Origin of the sequence: Agromyces sp. Soil535, from assembly GCF_001428255.1 — a bacterium.
Classification (GTDB): Bacteria; Actinomycetota; Actinomycetes; order Actinomycetales; family Microbacteriaceae; genus Agromyces.
The window spans coordinates 124,532-140,790 of record NZ_LMRW01000024.1 but is presented as its reverse complement, the minus strand read 5'-3'; the positions used below and the strand labels follow the sequence as shown (position 1 = coordinate 140,790).

Annotated in this window: 17 protein-coding genes; 12 read left to right on the top strand and 5 right to left on the bottom strand. The window is 70.9% G+C overall.

The features are described 5' to 3' along the window. Positions 1-77 precede the first annotated feature (77 nt). Both ASG80_RS15905 and ASG80_RS15900 read left to right on the top strand, forming a co-directional pair. A complete protein-coding gene (locus tag ASG80_RS15905) occupies positions 78-1,097 on the top strand; it encodes a phosphotriesterase (RefSeq protein ID WP_056732434.1) in 1,020 nt (339 codons plus the stop codon). A gap of 53 nt (positions 1,098-1,150) precedes the next feature. Then, on the top strand, positions 1,151-1,741 hold the full coding sequence (locus ASG80_RS15900; RefSeq protein ID WP_056732432.1) for a cysteine hydrolase family protein: 591 nt from the start codon (positions 1,151-1,153) through the stop codon (positions 1,739-1,741). A 33-nt stretch (positions 1,742-1,774) separates the two neighbouring features. Here the strand turns inward: ASG80_RS15900 and ASG80_RS15895 are convergent, their stop codons facing one another. Next, positions 1,775-2,413 carry a cyclase family protein gene (locus ASG80_RS15895; RefSeq protein WP_056732430.1) on the bottom strand — a complete coding sequence of 213 codons (639 nt, stop codon included), beginning with the start codon at positions 2,411-2,413 and terminating at the stop codon, positions 1,775-1,777. A gap of 108 nt (positions 2,414-2,521) precedes the next feature. Here ASG80_RS15895 and ASG80_RS15890 point away from each other — a divergent pair, with 108 nt between their 5' ends. Then, entirely contained in the window at positions 2,522-3,331 is an 810-nt protein-coding gene (locus ASG80_RS15890) for an N-acyl homoserine lactonase family protein (RefSeq protein WP_162256643.1), read from the top strand. Here the strand turns inward: ASG80_RS15890 and ASG80_RS15885 are convergent, their stop codons facing one another. The 4 genes from ASG80_RS15885 to mftR all read right to left on the bottom strand — a co-directional run bounded on the left by ASG80_RS15885 (position 3,332) and on the right by mftR (position 8,864). After that, positions 3,332-4,342, bottom strand: coding sequence for a phosphotriesterase (locus ASG80_RS15885; protein ID WP_056732427.1), 1,011 nt, complete (start codon positions 4,340-4,342; stop codon positions 3,332-3,334). Between the two features lie 103 nt (positions 4,343-4,445). Beyond that, a complete protein-coding gene (locus ASG80_RS15880) occupies positions 4,446-6,545 on the bottom strand; it encodes a RecQ family ATP-dependent DNA helicase (protein WP_056732426.1) in 2,100 nt (699 codons plus the stop codon). Between the two features lie 43 nt (positions 6,546-6,588). Continuing rightward, positions 6,589-8,253 (bottom strand): GMC family oxidoreductase N-terminal domain-containing protein, encoded by a 1,665-nt coding sequence (locus ASG80_RS15875; RefSeq protein ID WP_200952592.1) that lies wholly within the window; start codon positions 8,251-8,253, stop codon positions 6,589-6,591. Then, entirely contained in the window at positions 8,250-8,864 is a 615-nt protein-coding gene (gene mftR / locus ASG80_RS15870; protein WP_200952591.1) for a mycofactocin system transcriptional regulator, read from the bottom strand. The genes ASG80_RS15875 and mftR overlap by 4 nt, the downstream gene beginning before the upstream one ends. Positions 8,865-8,988: 124 nt before the next feature. On the opposite strand from mftR, the gene mftA reads away from it, so the two are divergent. From mftA to ASG80_RS15825, 9 genes are all read left to right on the top strand, one after another. Continuing rightward, positions 8,989-9,099 carry a mycofactocin precursor MftA gene (mftA, locus tag ASG80_RS15865; RefSeq protein ID WP_056732422.1) on the top strand — a complete coding sequence of 37 codons (111 nt, stop codon included), beginning with the start codon at positions 8,989-8,991 and terminating at the stop codon, positions 9,097-9,099. 6 nt (positions 9,100-9,105) lie between these two features. Continuing rightward, entirely contained in the window at positions 9,106-9,381 is a 276-nt protein-coding gene (mftB, locus tag ASG80_RS15860) for a mycofactocin biosynthesis chaperone MftB (protein WP_056732420.1), read from the top strand. Beyond that, positions 9,378-10,727: a mycofactocin radical SAM maturase gene (gene mftC, locus ASG80_RS15855; RefSeq protein WP_056732418.1), complete on the top strand. Its 1,350-nt coding sequence runs from the start codon at positions 9,378-9,380 to the stop codon at positions 10,725-10,727. Before mftB ends, mftC begins: the two co-directional genes overlap by 4 nt. Before the next feature lie 99 nt (positions 10,728-10,826). Next, on the top strand, positions 10,827-11,687 hold the full coding sequence (locus ASG80_RS15850; RefSeq protein ID WP_056732416.1) for a mycofactocin-coupled SDR family oxidoreductase: 861 nt from the start codon (positions 10,827-10,829) through the stop codon (positions 11,685-11,687). A gap of 40 nt (positions 11,688-11,727) precedes the next feature. Next, a complete protein-coding gene (locus tag ASG80_RS15845; protein ID WP_056732414.1) occupies positions 11,728-12,537 on the top strand; it encodes a mycofactocin-coupled SDR family oxidoreductase in 810 nt (269 codons plus the stop codon). A gap of 68 nt (positions 12,538-12,605) precedes the next feature. Next, positions 12,606-13,436 (top strand): mycofactocin-coupled SDR family oxidoreductase, encoded by an 831-nt coding sequence (locus ASG80_RS15840; protein WP_056732412.1) that lies wholly within the window; start codon positions 12,606-12,608, stop codon positions 13,434-13,436. 12 nt (positions 13,437-13,448) lie between these two features. Next, complete coding sequence (locus tag ASG80_RS15835) at positions 13,449-14,282, top strand: mycofactocin-coupled SDR family oxidoreductase (RefSeq protein WP_056732410.1); 834 nt, start codon at positions 13,449-13,451, stop codon at positions 14,280-14,282. Between the two features lie 10 nt (positions 14,283-14,292). Beyond that, on the top strand, positions 14,293-15,228 hold the full coding sequence (locus tag ASG80_RS15830; protein ID WP_056732408.1) for a MoxR family ATPase: 936 nt from the start codon (positions 14,293-14,295) through the stop codon (positions 15,226-15,228). 108 nt (positions 15,229-15,336) lie between these two features. Next, entirely contained in the window at positions 15,337-16,212 is an 876-nt protein-coding gene (locus tag ASG80_RS15825; protein ID WP_200952590.1) for a VWA domain-containing protein, read from the top strand. The last annotated feature ends 47 nt before the right edge of the window (positions 16,213-16,259 follow it).

The window sequence follows — 16,259 nt, the reverse complement described above, 5'->3', positions numbered from 1 at the left end:
ACACTCCGGCGGGGCGTCGTGCCGAGCGCACGACGCCCCGCGTCCGTTCCCCAGCCGCCCCCGTTCGTCGGAGTCACATGCCCATCCATACCGTCCTGGGTCCGATCGAGGCCGCCGACCTCGGCCGCACGTCGATGCACGAGCACGTGCTCGGCGACCTGCGCATCTGGGCCAAGCCGCATGCCGAGCCCCCGCCGGCCGGCGTGCCCATGGGCCCGCGACTGCGCAGCTACCTTGCATGGAACGCGCTGTCGCTGCCAGAGAATCTCGTCCTCGACGATCCCGACCTCGCTGCCGAGGAGCTCGCCGAGGTCGCTGCAGCGGGCGGCTCCGCGGTGGTCGACCTGACCCTCGAGGGGATGGGACGCGACCTGGCCGCGCTGCCCGAGATCTCCCGGCGCAGCGGCGTGCACATCTGCGTGGGCGCGGGCTTCTACGTCGAGGACGTCCACCCCGAGCGGATCCGCGGACTCGGCGTCGACGAGCTCGCCGAGCTGCTCCTCGCCGACCTGCGCGACGGGATCGGGCCGGACCGCATCCTCCCCGCCCTGCTCGGCGAGGTCGGCACCAGCTGGCCGATCACCGACGCCGAATGGCGGGTCATCCGCGCTGCCGGGCGCGCCGGTGCCGAGACCGGCGCCGCCGTGTCGATGCACCTGTCGTTCCGCGGCCAGGCGGGCCTCGACGTACTCGACGCGCTCGTCGACGAGGGGATGACTCCCGATCGGGTGATCATCGGCCACCTCGACGAGAACTTCGACCCCGGCTACCACCGCGCCGTCGCGCAGGCGGGGGCGATGCTCGGCTACGACACGTTCGGCAGCGACTTCCACTACGGCTCCTCGCAGTTGCGCAATCCGACCGATTCGGAGCGCCTCGACATGATCGCCTGGCTGCTCGGGGAAGGCCACGCCGACCAGCTCGTCATCGCCGCCGACGTCTGGACCCAGGCCAACCTCCGTCGCAATGGCGGGAACGGCTACGACCACCTGTTCCGCCGGATCGGGCCCGCGATCTCCGCGCTCGCCGGTGACGACGGCGTGCTCGAGCACCGCATCCTCGTCGAGAACCCGCGGCGCCTGCTCGACCGACCCTGAACAGTTCGACCGCTCCGACCGCTCCGGCCCGCTCCGACCCGCAAAGGAACCCCATGATCAGCGTCCCCGGCACCCCCGTCCTCGTCGTCGTCGACATCCAGGGCGGCTCCGGCGCATCGGCCGAGCCGAGCGGGATCCCGCTCATGGGCGGCCGGGAGGCGCGCGCGCCGCGCGTGGAGAACATCATCGCGCGCTGCCGTGCAGCCGGCGTGCCGGTCGTCTTCATCCAGGAGGTGCACAAGCCGTCGCTCGTCGACATCGGTCGAGAACTCGACGGCGCCGAGGGTCCCCACTGCATCGAGGGCGACGACGGCACCGAGCTCGCTTCGTGGATCGACCCCCAGCCGGAGGAGTTCGTGATCCGCAAGCGCCGCTACTCGGCATTCTTCGGCACTGAGCTCGAGATCGTCCTCAAGGCGCACAAGGCGGACACCCTGTTCCTCGTCGGGGGGCTGACCGACGTCTGCATCCACTACACCGCAGTCGACGCGCACCAGCATGACTACCACGTGCGAGTGCTGTCCGACTGCGTCGGCGGGTCGAGTCCGGAGGCGCACGACGCCGCGCTCCGGGCGATCGCCTACATGCAGCGCGACGCGCTCGTCACCGCGCACGAGGTGCTCGAGTACCTCGCGGCCCGCTGATCCCCGGCGTCGCCACCCCGCCCGCCCGCGGTGTCAGGCGGGCAGCCGCAGCAGCACGGTCGGGGCGGGGGCGGCCTCGCGACCTTCGAACGGCACGGGCTGGCAGACCATGTAGTAGTCGCCGGCCTCGACCTCGGCGAGGTTGGCGTTCTCGAGGATCACCACGCCCGCGTTGCAGAGGATGACGTGGGTGGGCCACTCGACCGTGTTGGCGGGCGCCTCCATCGTCATGTAGTCGTTGCCCGCGAAGAGCACGCCGTGGTCGACGAGCCATCGGGCGCCGGTGGGCCCGAGGCCGACCCACGTGGGCGACTTCTCGTTGCGGGTGAGCGCGTCGGTCGAGTTGCGGGTCTTGAAGAGCACGCGCCGGGCGCCCTCGGCGCCGGCCGCGACGAGGTCCTCGGCGGTGATCTCCTCCTCGACTCCGCGCAGGTCGAGCACCCGAACCGGGCCGACGGTCGACTCGAGCGCGAGCTGGTCGACGGTCGTACCGCCCTTGACGAAGTGCGACGGCGCGTCGACGTGGGTGCCGGTGTGGGCGCCGATGAGCCAGCGCGACACGTCCGACGGGAAGCCGTCGTCGATCCGTTCCACCATCTCGTACGTCGGACGGCGGCCCCAATGCAGCATCGTCTCCGTGACGGGTATGTTGATGTCGATCGGCTCGGTCATGTCGCCCCTCGGGTCATGTTCGATGATTGGATTCTAACAAGAGTATATTGGATCCAATGTGAGAGGATCAACAGGTCGCGATCTTGCGTCCCACCCTCGGAGGCCCCCGTGATCCACGCCCGACCCGCTCGCTTCGACGGCACGCTCCCCGTGGGCGGCTCGCCGGTCCGGCTCGTTCCGCTGGTGCTCGGCTGGGAGCCGATCCGCGAGTCGGTGTCGATCCGCGGCGGCGACCCGCGACGTTATCTGCTCGAGCCCGTGACGGCCGCTGCGGTCGAGTACGCCGACGGCTGGGTGCTGCTCGACTCTGGTTTCGACGTCGACATCATCCGTGACCCGGAACGCCGCGCCGCGCACTACAACTACGACGGCTACACGGCGCTCGTGCCGCCGGGCGACCCGCTCGTCGAGCAGATCGCCGCTGCCGGGCTCGACTGGGGCGCGCTTCGCGGCATCGCGATCTCGCACCTGCACGTCGATCACACCGGCGGGTTGAGACTGATCGGCGACGACGTGCCTTTGCTGCTGCAGGCCGCGGAGTGGGACTGGCTCGAGTCGGGCGCAGGCCTGCGGGAGGTCGTCTTCCCGGAGGGCGCGCTCGCCCGTCGCGACCAGGTGCGCCTGCTCCAGGGCGACGCCGTGATCGCGGCCGGGCTCGAGGCGCTGGACACCGCAGGGCATACGCCCGGGCACCAGTCGTTCCGTGTGACGCTGCCGGAGCGGACGATCGTGCTCGCCTGCGATGCCGCCGACCTGCGCGCCAACATCGAGGGACGACTGCCGTGCGGCTGGACCGGCAGCCCCGGCGGCGACGCCGCTGCGCAGCGCGCGATCGATCGGCTCGCCGACCTGGATGCGGCGGGCGAGGAGGTCTGGCCGGGTCACGACCCCGAGTGGCACGGCTGGCTCCAGGGGTGACTACTCGCCGAACATCGCGCGCCTCGGGTTCTCGACCGACATCGCGCGCAGCGCGTCCGGGTCGATTCCGGCCGCGATCGCCGCGTCCTTGAACTCCTCGAACAGGAGGGTGAGGCCCGGGCCGCCGTGCGCCGCCTGATGGGAGCGCTGGCTGACGTCATGCGAGAGCAGCACCTTGTGGCCGTAGCCCTTCTCGACGAGCGCCGCGAGGTAGCGAACCCGGCGCTCGAGCTCGTGCACGGCAATGTGTCCTCCGACCTTGACCGCCATCATGCAGTCGTACTGCACGAAGACGCCGCGGCTGAGCAGGTCCAGCGAGTACTGGAGGTCCTTGACGGTGTCGCTATGCCCGACGACGATCCGTTCCGGGTCGACGCCTTCCGCGACGAGCAGGTCGATCTGCGCTTCGCCGGTCGGGAAGGTGGGCGCATGGGTGCTCACCATCGCGCCGGTCTCTGCAGCAGCCCGCCCGGCGGCACGGAACGAGCGTTCCTCGGCGGCGGAGATGGTCGGCAGATCGGAGGCGACCTCGCCCAGGAAGCCGGCCCGAACCCCGGTACCTGGGAACTCGTCGAGCAGGTCGGCGATGAGGTAGTCCGCGATGCGGTTGGTGGAGGTGCGGTCGAACCAGGCGGTATCGAGATACTCCTGGAAGTAGTGACCGGTGCCGAGGATGACGGTGAGCCCGGTCTCCTCGGCCATCGCCTTCGTCGCGAGGACGTTGGCGACCGAGCGCGAACCGGTCGTCGGGTTCTGCTGTCGCAGTGCGGGGTCGCGGTCGGTGTAGACGGGAGCCGCATGCTCGCTCAGCTCGCCGTTGGTCATGTCCCAGAGGGTGCGCCCGCCGATCGCGGCGAAGCGCGCGAGGTCGGCCTTGCGCTCCTCCCACACCGTGAGGAAGCCGTCGCGGGGTTCGGTGCGGCTCAAGTTGGCGAAGACGTGCTCGTGCGGCAGGGTGAGCCCCATCTCGTGCGGGGCGACCGGCCCCGAGACGGAATGGACGACGGGCATGTGGCCTCCTCGAGCAGGCAGAACAGGATCCAATCTGTATAGTACTGGATACATCAGCCGATGGGTCGACACGTCGACGCCGTGACGCCGTGACGGTCGGCGCTCAGCCGCGGAGCGCGAGGACGAACGGAAGCACCTCGGTGGCGCCTGCGTCGCGGAGGACGCGGGCGGCGATCGTGAGGGTCCAGCGGCTGTCGGCCTGGTCGTCGACGAGCAGCACGCCGCCAGGCGGCACGTCGAGCCCATCGGCGGCGAACCGCTCCCAGACACCCGCGAGCCGGAAGGCGCTGTTGCCGCCCGGCTGACCGGTGGGGCCACCGCCCAAGGGGGCGAGCGCGCCGAGGTAGGGGAGGCGGCCCACGTCGGCGAGCCCGCGCGCGAGCGAGTCGACGAGCACGGGTCGCGCTCGCGACGGCACCGACACCACCGCGACCGGCCGCTCGGGCCACCCCCACTCGGCGAGCACGCGCACGCACGCCGCGAGCACCTGCGGCGACACGGGTGCATCGGGCGAGCCAGCGGCGAACAGCTCGCGCAGCGTGCCGCCCCACCCGAGGTCGGTGAGCCGGGCGAGTGCGCGGCCCTCACCCGCCTGCTCGCTCGGTGCGATGCGACCCTTCACGGGAACGCCGAGTCGATCGGCCCCCGTCGGCCAGGCGCGCCGCGGCTCGATCGGCACGCCAACGCGGTCGAGTGCGCCCGCAGCCGAGTCGGCCGCACCCTCGGCGAGGTCGCGCGGGTACCACGCGCCGGCGCAGTTGTCGCAGCGGCCGCACGGCTTCGCCGTCTCGTCGTCGAGTGAGCGCTGGAGGAACTCCATGCGGCATCCGTCGGTCAGCTCGAAGTCGATCATGTGCTGCTGCTCGGCCTCGCGCTCGGCGGCGATGCGCTCGTAACGCTCGGCGTCGTACTCCCACGGTTCGCCGGTCGCGACCCAGCCGCCCTGCACGCGGCGCACGGCCCCGTCGACGTCGAGCACCTTGAGGAGCAGTTCGAGCGGCGTGCGGCGGATGTCGACGCGCGCCTCGAGCGCCGGAGTCGAGACGGGCGCATCCGACAGCTCGGAGATGACGCGCCGGGCGCGCTCCTCGTCGGGCATCGACGCGGTCGCGAAGTAGTGCCAGATCGCCGGGTCCTCGTTGCCGGGGAGGAGCAGCACGTCGGCGCTCTCGCTCGCGCGGCCCGCGCGGCCGACCTGCTGGTAATAGGCGACGGGCGACGACGGCGCACCGAGGTGCACCACGAACCCGAGATCGGGCTTGTCGAAGCCCATGCCGAGCGCGCTCGTGGCGACGAGCGCCTTCACGCCGTTGCGCTTCAGCAGCGCCTCTGACTCCTCGCGCTCGTCGGGGTCGGTCTGGCCCGTGTAGGCGCGCACGACGTGCCCGCGCTCGCGCAGCAGTCGCGCGCTGTCGACGGCGGCGGCCACCGTGAGCGTGTAGATGATGCCCGACCCCGGCAGGTCGTCGATGTGGCTGAGCAGCCACGCGAGGCGGGTGATGGAGTCGGGGAGGCGCAGCACGCCGAGCCGCAGCGACGCGCGGGCGAGCGGTCCGCGGATGGTGAGCACGTCGGTGCCGCCGAGCTGCTCCGCGACATCCGCCACCACCCGGCTGTTCGCCGTGGCGGTCGTCGCGAGCACCGGCACGTCTGACGGAATCTGCGCGATCAGGTCGCGCAGACGCCGGTAGTCGGGCCGGAAGTCGTGGCCCCAGTCGCTGATGCAGTGCGCCTCGTCGACGACGAGCAGGCCGATGCGTCGCACGAGCGCGGGCAGCTGCTGCTCGCGGAACGACGGGTTGTTGAGCCGCTCGGGCGAGACGAGCAGCACGTCGACCTCGTCGGCGTCGAGCCGGCGCAGCACGTCGTCCCACTCGTGGGGGTTCGTCGAGTTGATCGCGACGGCACGCACGCCCGCCCGCTCGGCCGCGGCGATCTGGTCGCGCATGAGGGCGAGCAGCGGCGAGACGAGCACGGTCGGGCCGCCGCCCCTGCGACGCAGCAGCGAGGTGGCCACGAAGTAGACCGCCGACTTGCCCCAGCCCGTGCGCTGCACCACGAGCGCGCGCCGCCGCCCGTCGACGAGCGCCTCGATCGCCTCGTACTGCCCGTCGTGGAACTCGGCGTCGGGGCGGCCCACGAGTTCGCGGAGCGCGGCCAGGGCCTGCGCGCGCGTCGCATCGGCCGCGACGGGAGGGGTCATGGCTCCACTCTGGTCGATGCGGCCGACATCCGCCGAGCCCTGGTCAATCGCCGCGGCGGATGAAGCGGGCGACGAGTTCGCCGATGAGCACGGCCGTGGCGGCCGGACCCCGTGACGGGGCATCCGGCAGCATCGACGTGTCGGCGACCCTGAGCCCGGTCACCCCGTGCACCCGGCCGAATCCATCGACCACCGCGCCGGGGTCCGCCGCCGGTCCCATCGGCGCGCTGCCGCAGAGGTGGATCGCCGTCCCGAGGTGCGCGAGCATCCACGCGTCGAGCGCGTCGTCGTCGTCGAGGGTCGCGTCGTCGAGCTCGGTGAGGCGCTCGAAGAGGCCGGCGAACGCGTGCGACCTGAGCAGGGCCACGGCGGTGCGGATGCCGAGGCGCATTCGATCGCGGTCGTGCGCGTTCGAGAGGTAGTGGTAGTCGATGCGGGGGAACACGATCGGATCGCCCGACTCGAGCGTGATCGATCCGCGCGCGCCCTCGCCCTGCAGGCCCACGAGCAGCACGAGATCACGGCCGTGCGCGACCTGCTCGCGCGCGCGCCGCAGCGAGACGCCCCGCAACGCACGCGCGGTCGCGATCGGATGCCGCAACGCCGCCTTCGCGCCCCCGGCGACGCTGCTCGTCGTCCCGGTCAGCAGCCGCGCCATCGTGGTGACGCACGCCATGATCTCCAGGTCCCCCGCCGGATCGCCGCCCGGGGAGGTGAAGTTCAGCGCCGTGGTGAACGTCTCGGACGCCTCCGGGTCGACGACGTCGGTGCGAGCGCGCCACCCCACGGAGAGGTCGGGGTGATCGGAGAACGCCCGCCCGACGCCCGGCGCGTCGCGCACGACCGGCACGCCGTGCTCCAGCAGCTGCGCGGCCGGCCCGACGCCCGAGACGAGCAGGAGGTGGGGGGTGCCGATGCCGCCGGCCGACAGCACGACCTCGTCGGCCTCGACCACGCGGCGGACCCGGCGCCCGGTGCCGCCGTCCTCCTCGACCTCGACCCCGATCGCCCGCGAGCCGTCGAACACCACGCGCAGCACGCGACATCCGCCGCGCACCTCGAGGTTCGCCCGATCGCGCGCGGGCTCCAGGTAGGCGAGGCCCGTGTTGATGCGCACGCCGTCGACGACGTTCTGCGGCACGGGTCCGACGCCCGGCGGGCCGGGCGCGTTCTTGTCGGGTTCCGGGCGGTACCCGAGCTCGAGCGCCGCCGCCGTGAAGGCCGCGGCGACGGGGTTCCGCTGCGACGCGCGCCGCACCGGCATCGGGCCGTCGTCGCCGTGGAAGGGCCCGGCGCCGAGGTCGAGGTCCCGCTCGAGCTCCCGCATCACGGGGAGCACGCGCTCGAAGCTCCAGTGGGGCCCCGCGGCATCCGACCACCGTGCGAAGTCCTCGGGACGCGCCCGCACGAAGTACCCGCCGTTGACGGTCGACGAGCCGCCGATGATACGGCCGCGCGCGATCATGTACGGCAGCTCGGGGGTGAGGTGGCCGAGGTACGACCAGTTCGCGGGATGCCCCGGCATCGCGCCCTGCACGGTAGACGCGTCGAGCAGCTCGACCGGGAACTCGTCGGCGGTGCGCGGCGCCGGGCCGGCCTCGAGCACGATCACGTCGCGCGAGGGGTCCTCGCTGAGCCGGGCCGCGAGCGCGGCGCCAGCGGCTCCAGCGCCGACGACGACCGTCGTGGTCCGGATCGCGCGGGTCACGCGTGCGAGCTCCGGTGCGCGCGCACGATGTCGGTGTCGATGCGCTCGTCGATGAGACGGAACGCCTCGTCGAGGAGGTCGAGCAGGTACGCGTCGGCGTCGCCGAGCCACTGCTCGTACGCGGCGAGGCAGACGCCGAGGCACGTCCAGGCCATCGTCTGCGGGATCAGGTCGTCCTCGGGCAGGTCGAGCCGGCGGGCGACGTGCTCGGCGACGACCTGCCGCCAGGATGCGTAGCGCAGCGTCGAGTGGGCGAGCAGCGTCGGCACGTGCAGGAGCAGGTCCATGCGACGCCGGTGGTACTCCCACTCCGACTCGGGGAACCGGTTGAACTCCAGGATGCTCCGGCGCAGCTGCTCCATGAGTGGCAGCTCGTCGGGCATCGACGCGAGGTGATCCCGCATCCCTTCGAGCAGGCGGTCGAAGTCGCCCCAGGGCAGGTCGTTCTTGGAGGGGAAGTAGCGGAAGAACGTGCGGCGCCCGATGCCGGCCTCACGGGCGATGTCCTCGACCGTCGTGGCGTCGAATCCGTGCTCCATGAACAGCCGCAGTGCGGTGTGGCTCAGGTCGGCATGCGTCGTGGACGGGGCGCGTCCGAGCCGTGGACGCATCACCGCATCGTCGCCGGCGAGCACCATCCCTGGGAACCCCCTTCCCTAACGGCACTGAGTGTCATTAGTATCGCTCTATCACGAGAGATCGCCAAGGGCGGCGATCGCACATGAGGAGCATCCCATGAGTCGAAGTGAAGAACTCGTCGCATCGCAGGGTGAGGTCGAGGACGTGATCGAGACGGACTCCCTCGTCGAGGAGGTCTCGATCGACGGCATGTGCGGCGTGTACTGACCCGCCATGACCGCCGTCGAACCCGACACCGCCTGGCAGCTCCACCCGCAGGTCTCGGTCCGGCCCGAGCCGTTCGGTGCGCTGCTCTACCACTTCGGTACCCGCAAGCTGTCCTTCCTGAAGGACCGCACGCTGCTCACGGTCGTCCAGGGGCTGGCGGATGCCGCGACGGCTCGCGACGCGTGCGAGGCCGCCGGCGTGGCGGATGAGCACCTTCCGATTTACCTGCGGGCACTCGGCACCCTCGCCGACTCGAAGATGCTCGTGGAGCGTGCGGCATGACCCTCGTGGAACCCCCCGCCGTCGGCACCCGCACCGCCTTCGCGCCGCCCCCGCAGGCCATGCGCCTCGTCGACCACTTCGAGCTCGGGCTCGACGCCCCGATCTGCCTGACGTGGGAGCTCACGTATGCGTGCAACCTCTCGTGCGTGCACTGCCTCTCGAGCTCCGGGCGGCGCGACCCGCGTGAGCTGACGACCGAGGAGTGCAAGGCGGTCATCGACGAGCTCGAGCGCATGCAGGTCTTCTACGTGAACATCGGCGGCGGCGAGCCGACCGTGCGCGGCGACTTCTGGGAACTCGTCGACTACGCGACCGCCCACCACGTGGGCGTCAAGTTCTCGACGAACGGCGTGAAGATCACGCCCGAGGTCGCGGCCCGGCTCGCGGCCAACGACTACGTCGACGTGCAGGTCTCGCTCGACGGCGCGACCGCGGAGGTGAACGACTTCATCCGCGGACCGCGGTCGTACGAGACCGCGCTGCGCGCCATGCAGCACCTGTCCGACGCCGGCATGCGCAACTTCAAGCTCTCGGTGGTCTGCACGCGCCAGAACATCCCGCAGCTCGACGAGTTCAAGGCGATCGCCGACCGGTACGGCGCGCAGCTGCGCCTCACCAGGCTGCGCCCGTCTGGTCGCGGAGCCGACGTGTGGGACGAGCTGCACCCCACGCGGGAGCAGCAGCGGGAGCTGTACGACTGGCTCGTGGCGCACGGCGAGGACGTGCTGACGGGCGACTCGTTCTTCCACCTCTCCGCCTACGGCCAGGCGCTTCCCGGGTTGAACCTCTGCGGCGCGGGGCGGGTCGTGTGCCTCATCGACCCGATCGGCGACGTCTACGCCTGCCCGTTCGCGATCCACGAGGAGTTCCTGGCGGGGAACGTCCGCAGCGAGGGTGGGTTCCAGGCGGTCTGGCGCGACTCGGAGCTGTTCACGCGGCTCCGGTCGCCGCAGTCGGGCGGCGCGTGCAGCTCGTGCCAGTTCTTCGACACCTGCAAGGGCGGCTGCATGGCCGCGAAGTTCTTCACCGGGCTCCCGCTCGACGGACCCGATCCCGAATGCGTGCAGGGCTACGGCGAGCAACTGCTGGCCGAACGCGCGGAGGAGCGCGGGCTGCCCAAGCACGCGGGGGATCACTCGCATCGCACGTCGCCGCCGCGGCCCCGATCCGGGATGGGTCCGGTTCGGCTCACGTTGTCGCGGCGTGAGGACCTCCAGGCGCCGCCGGTGAGCGCCTGCGCTGAGGACCCGCTGGCGGGCTTCCGCCCGCCCGAAGACGGCATCGCAACCCACGAATCCGGCGCCGCAGGGCGTCACCAAGGAGGCATCCGCTCCGAACTCGCGTGAGACCCTGCGCTCCGGCACGACCGCGATAAGGCGGTCGCGGTGAGGTGCACGTCTGCGCCGAGTCGGTCTGGCATGCCCGGAGAGAAGAGGAGAACAGCCATGGGACTGCTCGAGGGCAAGGTCGCACTCATCACCGGAGGCTCACGCGGGCAGGGCCGCGCCCACGCCGTGACGTGCGCCAGGGAGGGTGCCGACGTCGTCATCGTCGACACGCTGGAGCAGATCGGCAGCGTGCAGTACCCGATGGCCCAGCAGGCCGACTTCGACGAGACGGTCGCGCAGGTCGAGGCGCACGACCGCCGGATCGTCCCGGTCGTCGGCGACGTGCGAAAGCAAGCCGACCTCGACGCCGCCGTGCAGCGTGGCATCGCCGAGCTCGGGAAGATCGACATCCTCATCGCCAACGCCGGCATCTTCTCGCTGGCCCCGGCGCACGAGCTCACCGACGAGCAGTGGGACGACATGATCGCGGTGAACCTCACCGGCGTCTGGAAGTCGGCGAAGGCCGTGCTCCCGCACATGATGGAGCAGGGAGGCGGGTCGATCGTCATCACGTCGTCGATCAACGGCCTCGAACCCGGTGCGAACTACGTGCACTACTGCGCGGCGAAGTTCGGCGTGGTCGGCGTCATGAAGACGCTCGCGCTCGAGTATGCGCAGCACGGCATCCGGGTCAACTCCATCCATCCCGGCGCGATCCTGACGCCGATGACGAGCTGGCAGGGTGCGTGGGACATGATGTCGGGCAAGCCGTCGGGCGAGGGCACCGAGGCGGACATGCTCGACGCCGGCTATGCGTTCCATGCGCTCAAGGGGCAGGGGTTCCTGTCGCCGCAGCGCATCGCCGACACCGCGCTCTACCTCAACTCCGACCTGGCTTCGTCGGTCACCGGGGTCACCATCCCCGTCGATGCCGGACATCTGCTCATGCCGGGGTACAACGCCAACCCGATCAAGTAGCACGGCGCATCACCTGAGAACTCGGAAGAAGGAGCACAACGTGACAGGACGAGTGGAAGGCAAGGTCGCCTTCGTCACCGGAGCGGCCCGCGGCCAAGGCAGGTCGCACGCGGTGCGGCTCGCCGAGGAGGGCGCCGACATCATCGCGGTGGACCTGTGCGGTCCGGTGCCGGGACTCCAGTACTCGCACGCGACGGAGGAGGACCTGCAGGAGACGGTCCGCCAGGTCGAGGCGCTGGATCGGCGCATCGTCGCCCGCAAGGCCGATGTCCGGGATCGCGCCGCCATGAAAGCCGCGATCGACGAGGGCATCGCCGAACTCGGGCACCTCGACATCGTCGTCGGGAACGCGGGCATCTGCATCCTCGCCCCGTGGGACGAGGTGACGCCTGAGGTCTGGGACGAGACGATCTCGACGAATCTGACGGGCATCTGGAACACGGTGCAGCTCACCGCACCCCACCTCATCGAGGCGGGCGGCGGCTCGATCATCCTGACGAGCTCGGCGGCCGGGTTGAAGGGACTTCCGTTCCTGACGCCGTACGTCGCGTCGAAGTTCGGCGTCACCGGGCTCACCAAGGCGTTCGCGCACGAGCTCGCGAAGCACAACATCAGGGTCAACTCGCTGCACCCCACCGGGGTCGACACCCCCATGGGTGAGATGGCCGGGGAGTACCCGCGCCTGCTCGCCGGCAATGAGCGTCTCGCGGGCATGCTCACGAACTCGCTGCCGATCGACGTGACCGAGCCGCGCGACCAGTCGAATGCGGTGCTGTTCCTCGCGAGCGACGAGTCGCGCTACATCACCGCGATGGCCATGACCGTCGACGCGGGCAACACGCAGTACTGACCCGAATGCCGCGTGGCGCGGCATCCATCGAGGGGCGGCGATCCCGCCCGGAGGAAAGGAGGCACGCGATGGGGCGTGTAGATGGAAAGGTCGCATTCATCACCGGCGCGGCACGCGGCCAGGGCCGCAGCCATGCGATGCGGCTCGCGGAGGAGGGCGCCGACATCATCGCCATCGACATCTGCGAGCCGGTGCCCAGCAACAACATCCCGCCCGCGACCGAGGAGGACCTCGCCGAGACCGTGCGCCAGGTCGAGGCCCTCGACCGGCGGATCGTGGCGACGAAGGCCGACGTCCGCGACTTCGACGCGCTGAAGGCCGCGGTCGACGCGGGCGTCGCCGAGCTGGGACGGCTCGACATCGTCGCGGCGAACGCGGGCATCGCCGGGATGCCCGCGCAGGCGGTCGACCTCCCGGAGGACCACTGGTCGACCATGATCGACATCAACCTCTCGGGCGTGTGGCGCACCGCGAAAGCGACGATCCCGCATCTGAAGGCGGCCGGCGGCGGATCGATCATCATCACGAGCTCCGACGCCGGGCTGTTCGCCTACCCGAACCTGTCCCATTACGTCTCCGCGAAGCACGGACTGGTGGGGCTCATGCGCACGCTGGCGCTCGAGCTCGCGGGGGACAGGATCCGGGTGAACAGCGTGCACCCGACGACCGTTGCGACCGAAATGGTGCTGAACGACACGATCTACCGGTTGTTCCGGCCCGACCTCGAGAACCCCACGCGTGAGGACTTCGCGAGCGCGGCCATCGCGATGAACGCGCTGCCGATCCCGTGGGTGGAGCCCGTCGACATCTCCAACGCCGTCCTGTGGCTGGCCAGCGACGAATCGCGTTACGTGACCGGTGTCCCGCTGCCGGTCGACGCCGGCGCGGCAGTGAAGTAGGAAGGGAAGACCATGGGACGACTGGATGGGAAGGTCGCGTTCATCACCGGCGCGGCACGCGGACAGGGGCGCAGCCACGCGCTGCGGATGGCGGAGGAGGGCGCCGACATCATCGCCGTCGACGTGGCGCGGCAGCTGCCGACCGTGGAGTATGCGATGTCGACGCCCGACGACCTGGCAGAGACGGTGCGGCAGGTCGAGGCGCTCGACCGGCGCATCGTCGCCAGGGAAGCCGACGTGCGCGACTACCCCGCGCTGAAGTCGGCGCTCGATGACGGCGTCGCCGAGCTCGGCCGGCTCGACATCGTCTCGGCGAACGCGGGCATCTTCTCGCAGGGCCGAGCCGATGAGCTGAGCGACGAGTCGTGGGACGAGATGATCGGGGTGAACCTCACCGGCGTCTGGCACACCGCGAAGGCCGCCATCCCGCACCTCAAGGCAGCCGGCGGCGGCTCGATCATCCTCACGAGCTCGACTGCGGGCATCAAGGGGTTCGAGAACTTCGCGCACTACGTGTCTGCGAAGCACGGTGTGGTGGGCCTCATGCGCACCCTGGCGCTCGAGCTCGCGCCCGACATGATCCGCGTGAACTCGGTGCATCCGACGAGCGTCGACACGCCCATGATCCAGAACGAGATGCTCTACGCGCTGTTCGCCCCCGACCTCGAGCCTGCCGAGCGCACGCGGGAACGGCTGGCCGAACGGTTCCAGGCGATGAACGCCCTGCCCGTCCCCTGGGTCGAGCCGGTCGACATCTCGAACGCGGTCCTGTGGCTCGCCTCCGACGAGTCGCGCTACGTCACCGGCGTGATGCTGCCCGTCGACGCGGGAGCGACCACGAAGTGAGGGGGACCTGGTGACCGACGCCACACGAGCGGATGCCGCGCCGGGCGAGCTGGCGAGGAACCGCGAACGCATCGCCGCCCACATCGTCGGCCGGGAACGGGAGCTCGAGCTCACGCTTGCGGCGGTGGCGGCCGGGCGCGACATCCTGCTCGAGGGGCCGCCCGGGACGAGCAAGACGACGATGCTCACCGCGATCACGGAGGAGTGGGGCATCCCGCTGCTGTTCGTCGAGGGCAACGCCGACCTGACGCCGGCGAAGCTCGTCGGTCACCACAATCCCGCCAGGGTGCTGAAGGAGGACTACAGCGCCGACAACTTCGTGGCGGGCCCGCTCGTCGAGGCGATGCGCGAGGGAGGATTCCTCTACATCGAGGAGTTCAACCGGGCACCCGAGGACACGCTCAACACGCTCCTCACCGCGATGGCGGACCGATCGATCGCGGTGCCGCGGGTGGGTCGGATCGCGGCGAAGCCGACGTTCCGGGTCATCGCCTCGATGAACCCGTACGACAACGTCGGCACCACTCGGCTCTCCACGAGCGTGCACGACCGGCTCAACCGCCTCGCCGTCGACTACCAGGACGCGCCGAGCGAGGAGGCGATCGTACGGCTCCGCACAAGGCTGCATGGGGCGGTGGGCGATCGGCTGGTGGTCGACGCGGTTGCGGTGACTCGCGCAACGCGCACGCACCCCGACGTGCGGCAGGGATCGAGCGTGCGCGGCGCGATCGACCTGGTGCTCGTCGCGACGAAGCTCGCCGAGCTCCGCGGCATCCGCTCTCCTGAGCAGGAGGGGTATCCGCCGCTCGTGTTCGACGCGATGATCGTGTCGTTGTCGGGACGCATCCACCTCGACGAGGCGATCGAGACGACGCCCGAGCGGGTGCTGCGCGAGATCTGGGAGGACCGCTTCATCCTCGAGCCCGCGGCGGCGGCGCCCGGATGAAGAGCCGTCCCCGCCGATTCGCCCCTGCGGCGTGATCGGCCAGAGCGCCGTGGCGAGAATGGGGCACCGCTCCGGCGACGACCGAAACAGCTCGAGGAGGAACCCACCGTGTACGACGCGACCGCGGGTGCGGGAGGCGGGTCGGTGCTGCGCTCGACGGGCAGTGGCCGGGCTCCGGCGAAGCCGCTCCCCGGCAGCACGGCGACGGGCTTCACGGATGAGGACGCCCACGTCGTCGTCGCGGGGTCCGACGGCGACGTCGATCCCCGGGCCCGAGCCCGTGCCAGGCGGATCGCCGCGCGACTGGCGATCCGACGTCCGCGACGCGACGCGACGAGTCGACGCGGCATCGGCGAGCTCGGGAGCCTCCCGTACCGGGGCGGCTCGGATGAGATCGACCTGGATCGGACGATCGAGGTGCTCGCGGAGCGGCCCGTTCCAGAGGACGAGGACATCGTCGTGCGCGACCGCATCCGCACGAAGCGCTCCGTCGTGCTCGCCGTCGACGTCTCGGGGTCGATGAAGGGGGAGCGCGTGGCGACCGCGGCGGCGACGGTCGGCGCACTCGCCGGCGAATTGGAGCACGACGACCTCGCGGTGATCGCCTTCTGGTCGGATGCCGCGATCCTGCTGAACCTCGGCGAGCTCGTGAAGCCCATGGACCTCCTCGACACGATCATGCGGATCCCCGCGCAGGGGCTCACGAACGTGGCCTTCCCGCTGGAGCTCGCCGCGCAGCAGTTGACGCGCGCGCCCGTCCGGGACGCTCGCGTGGTGCTGCTGTCCGACTGCGTGCACAATGCCGGTCCCGACCCGCGCACGGTCGCTGCACGGTTGCCGCGGCTCGACGTGCTGCTCGACGCGAGCGGTGAACGCGACGTCGACCTCGGCCGCGACCTGGCGCGGATCGGGCGGGGCACGCTGCACGTCGTGCAGGACCACCGCGGGGTCGCGCCCGCCATCAGCGAGATGTTCGGCACATGACCGCCGGCGCACACGGAGCACCCATCACCACTGCAGACGCACCCGCG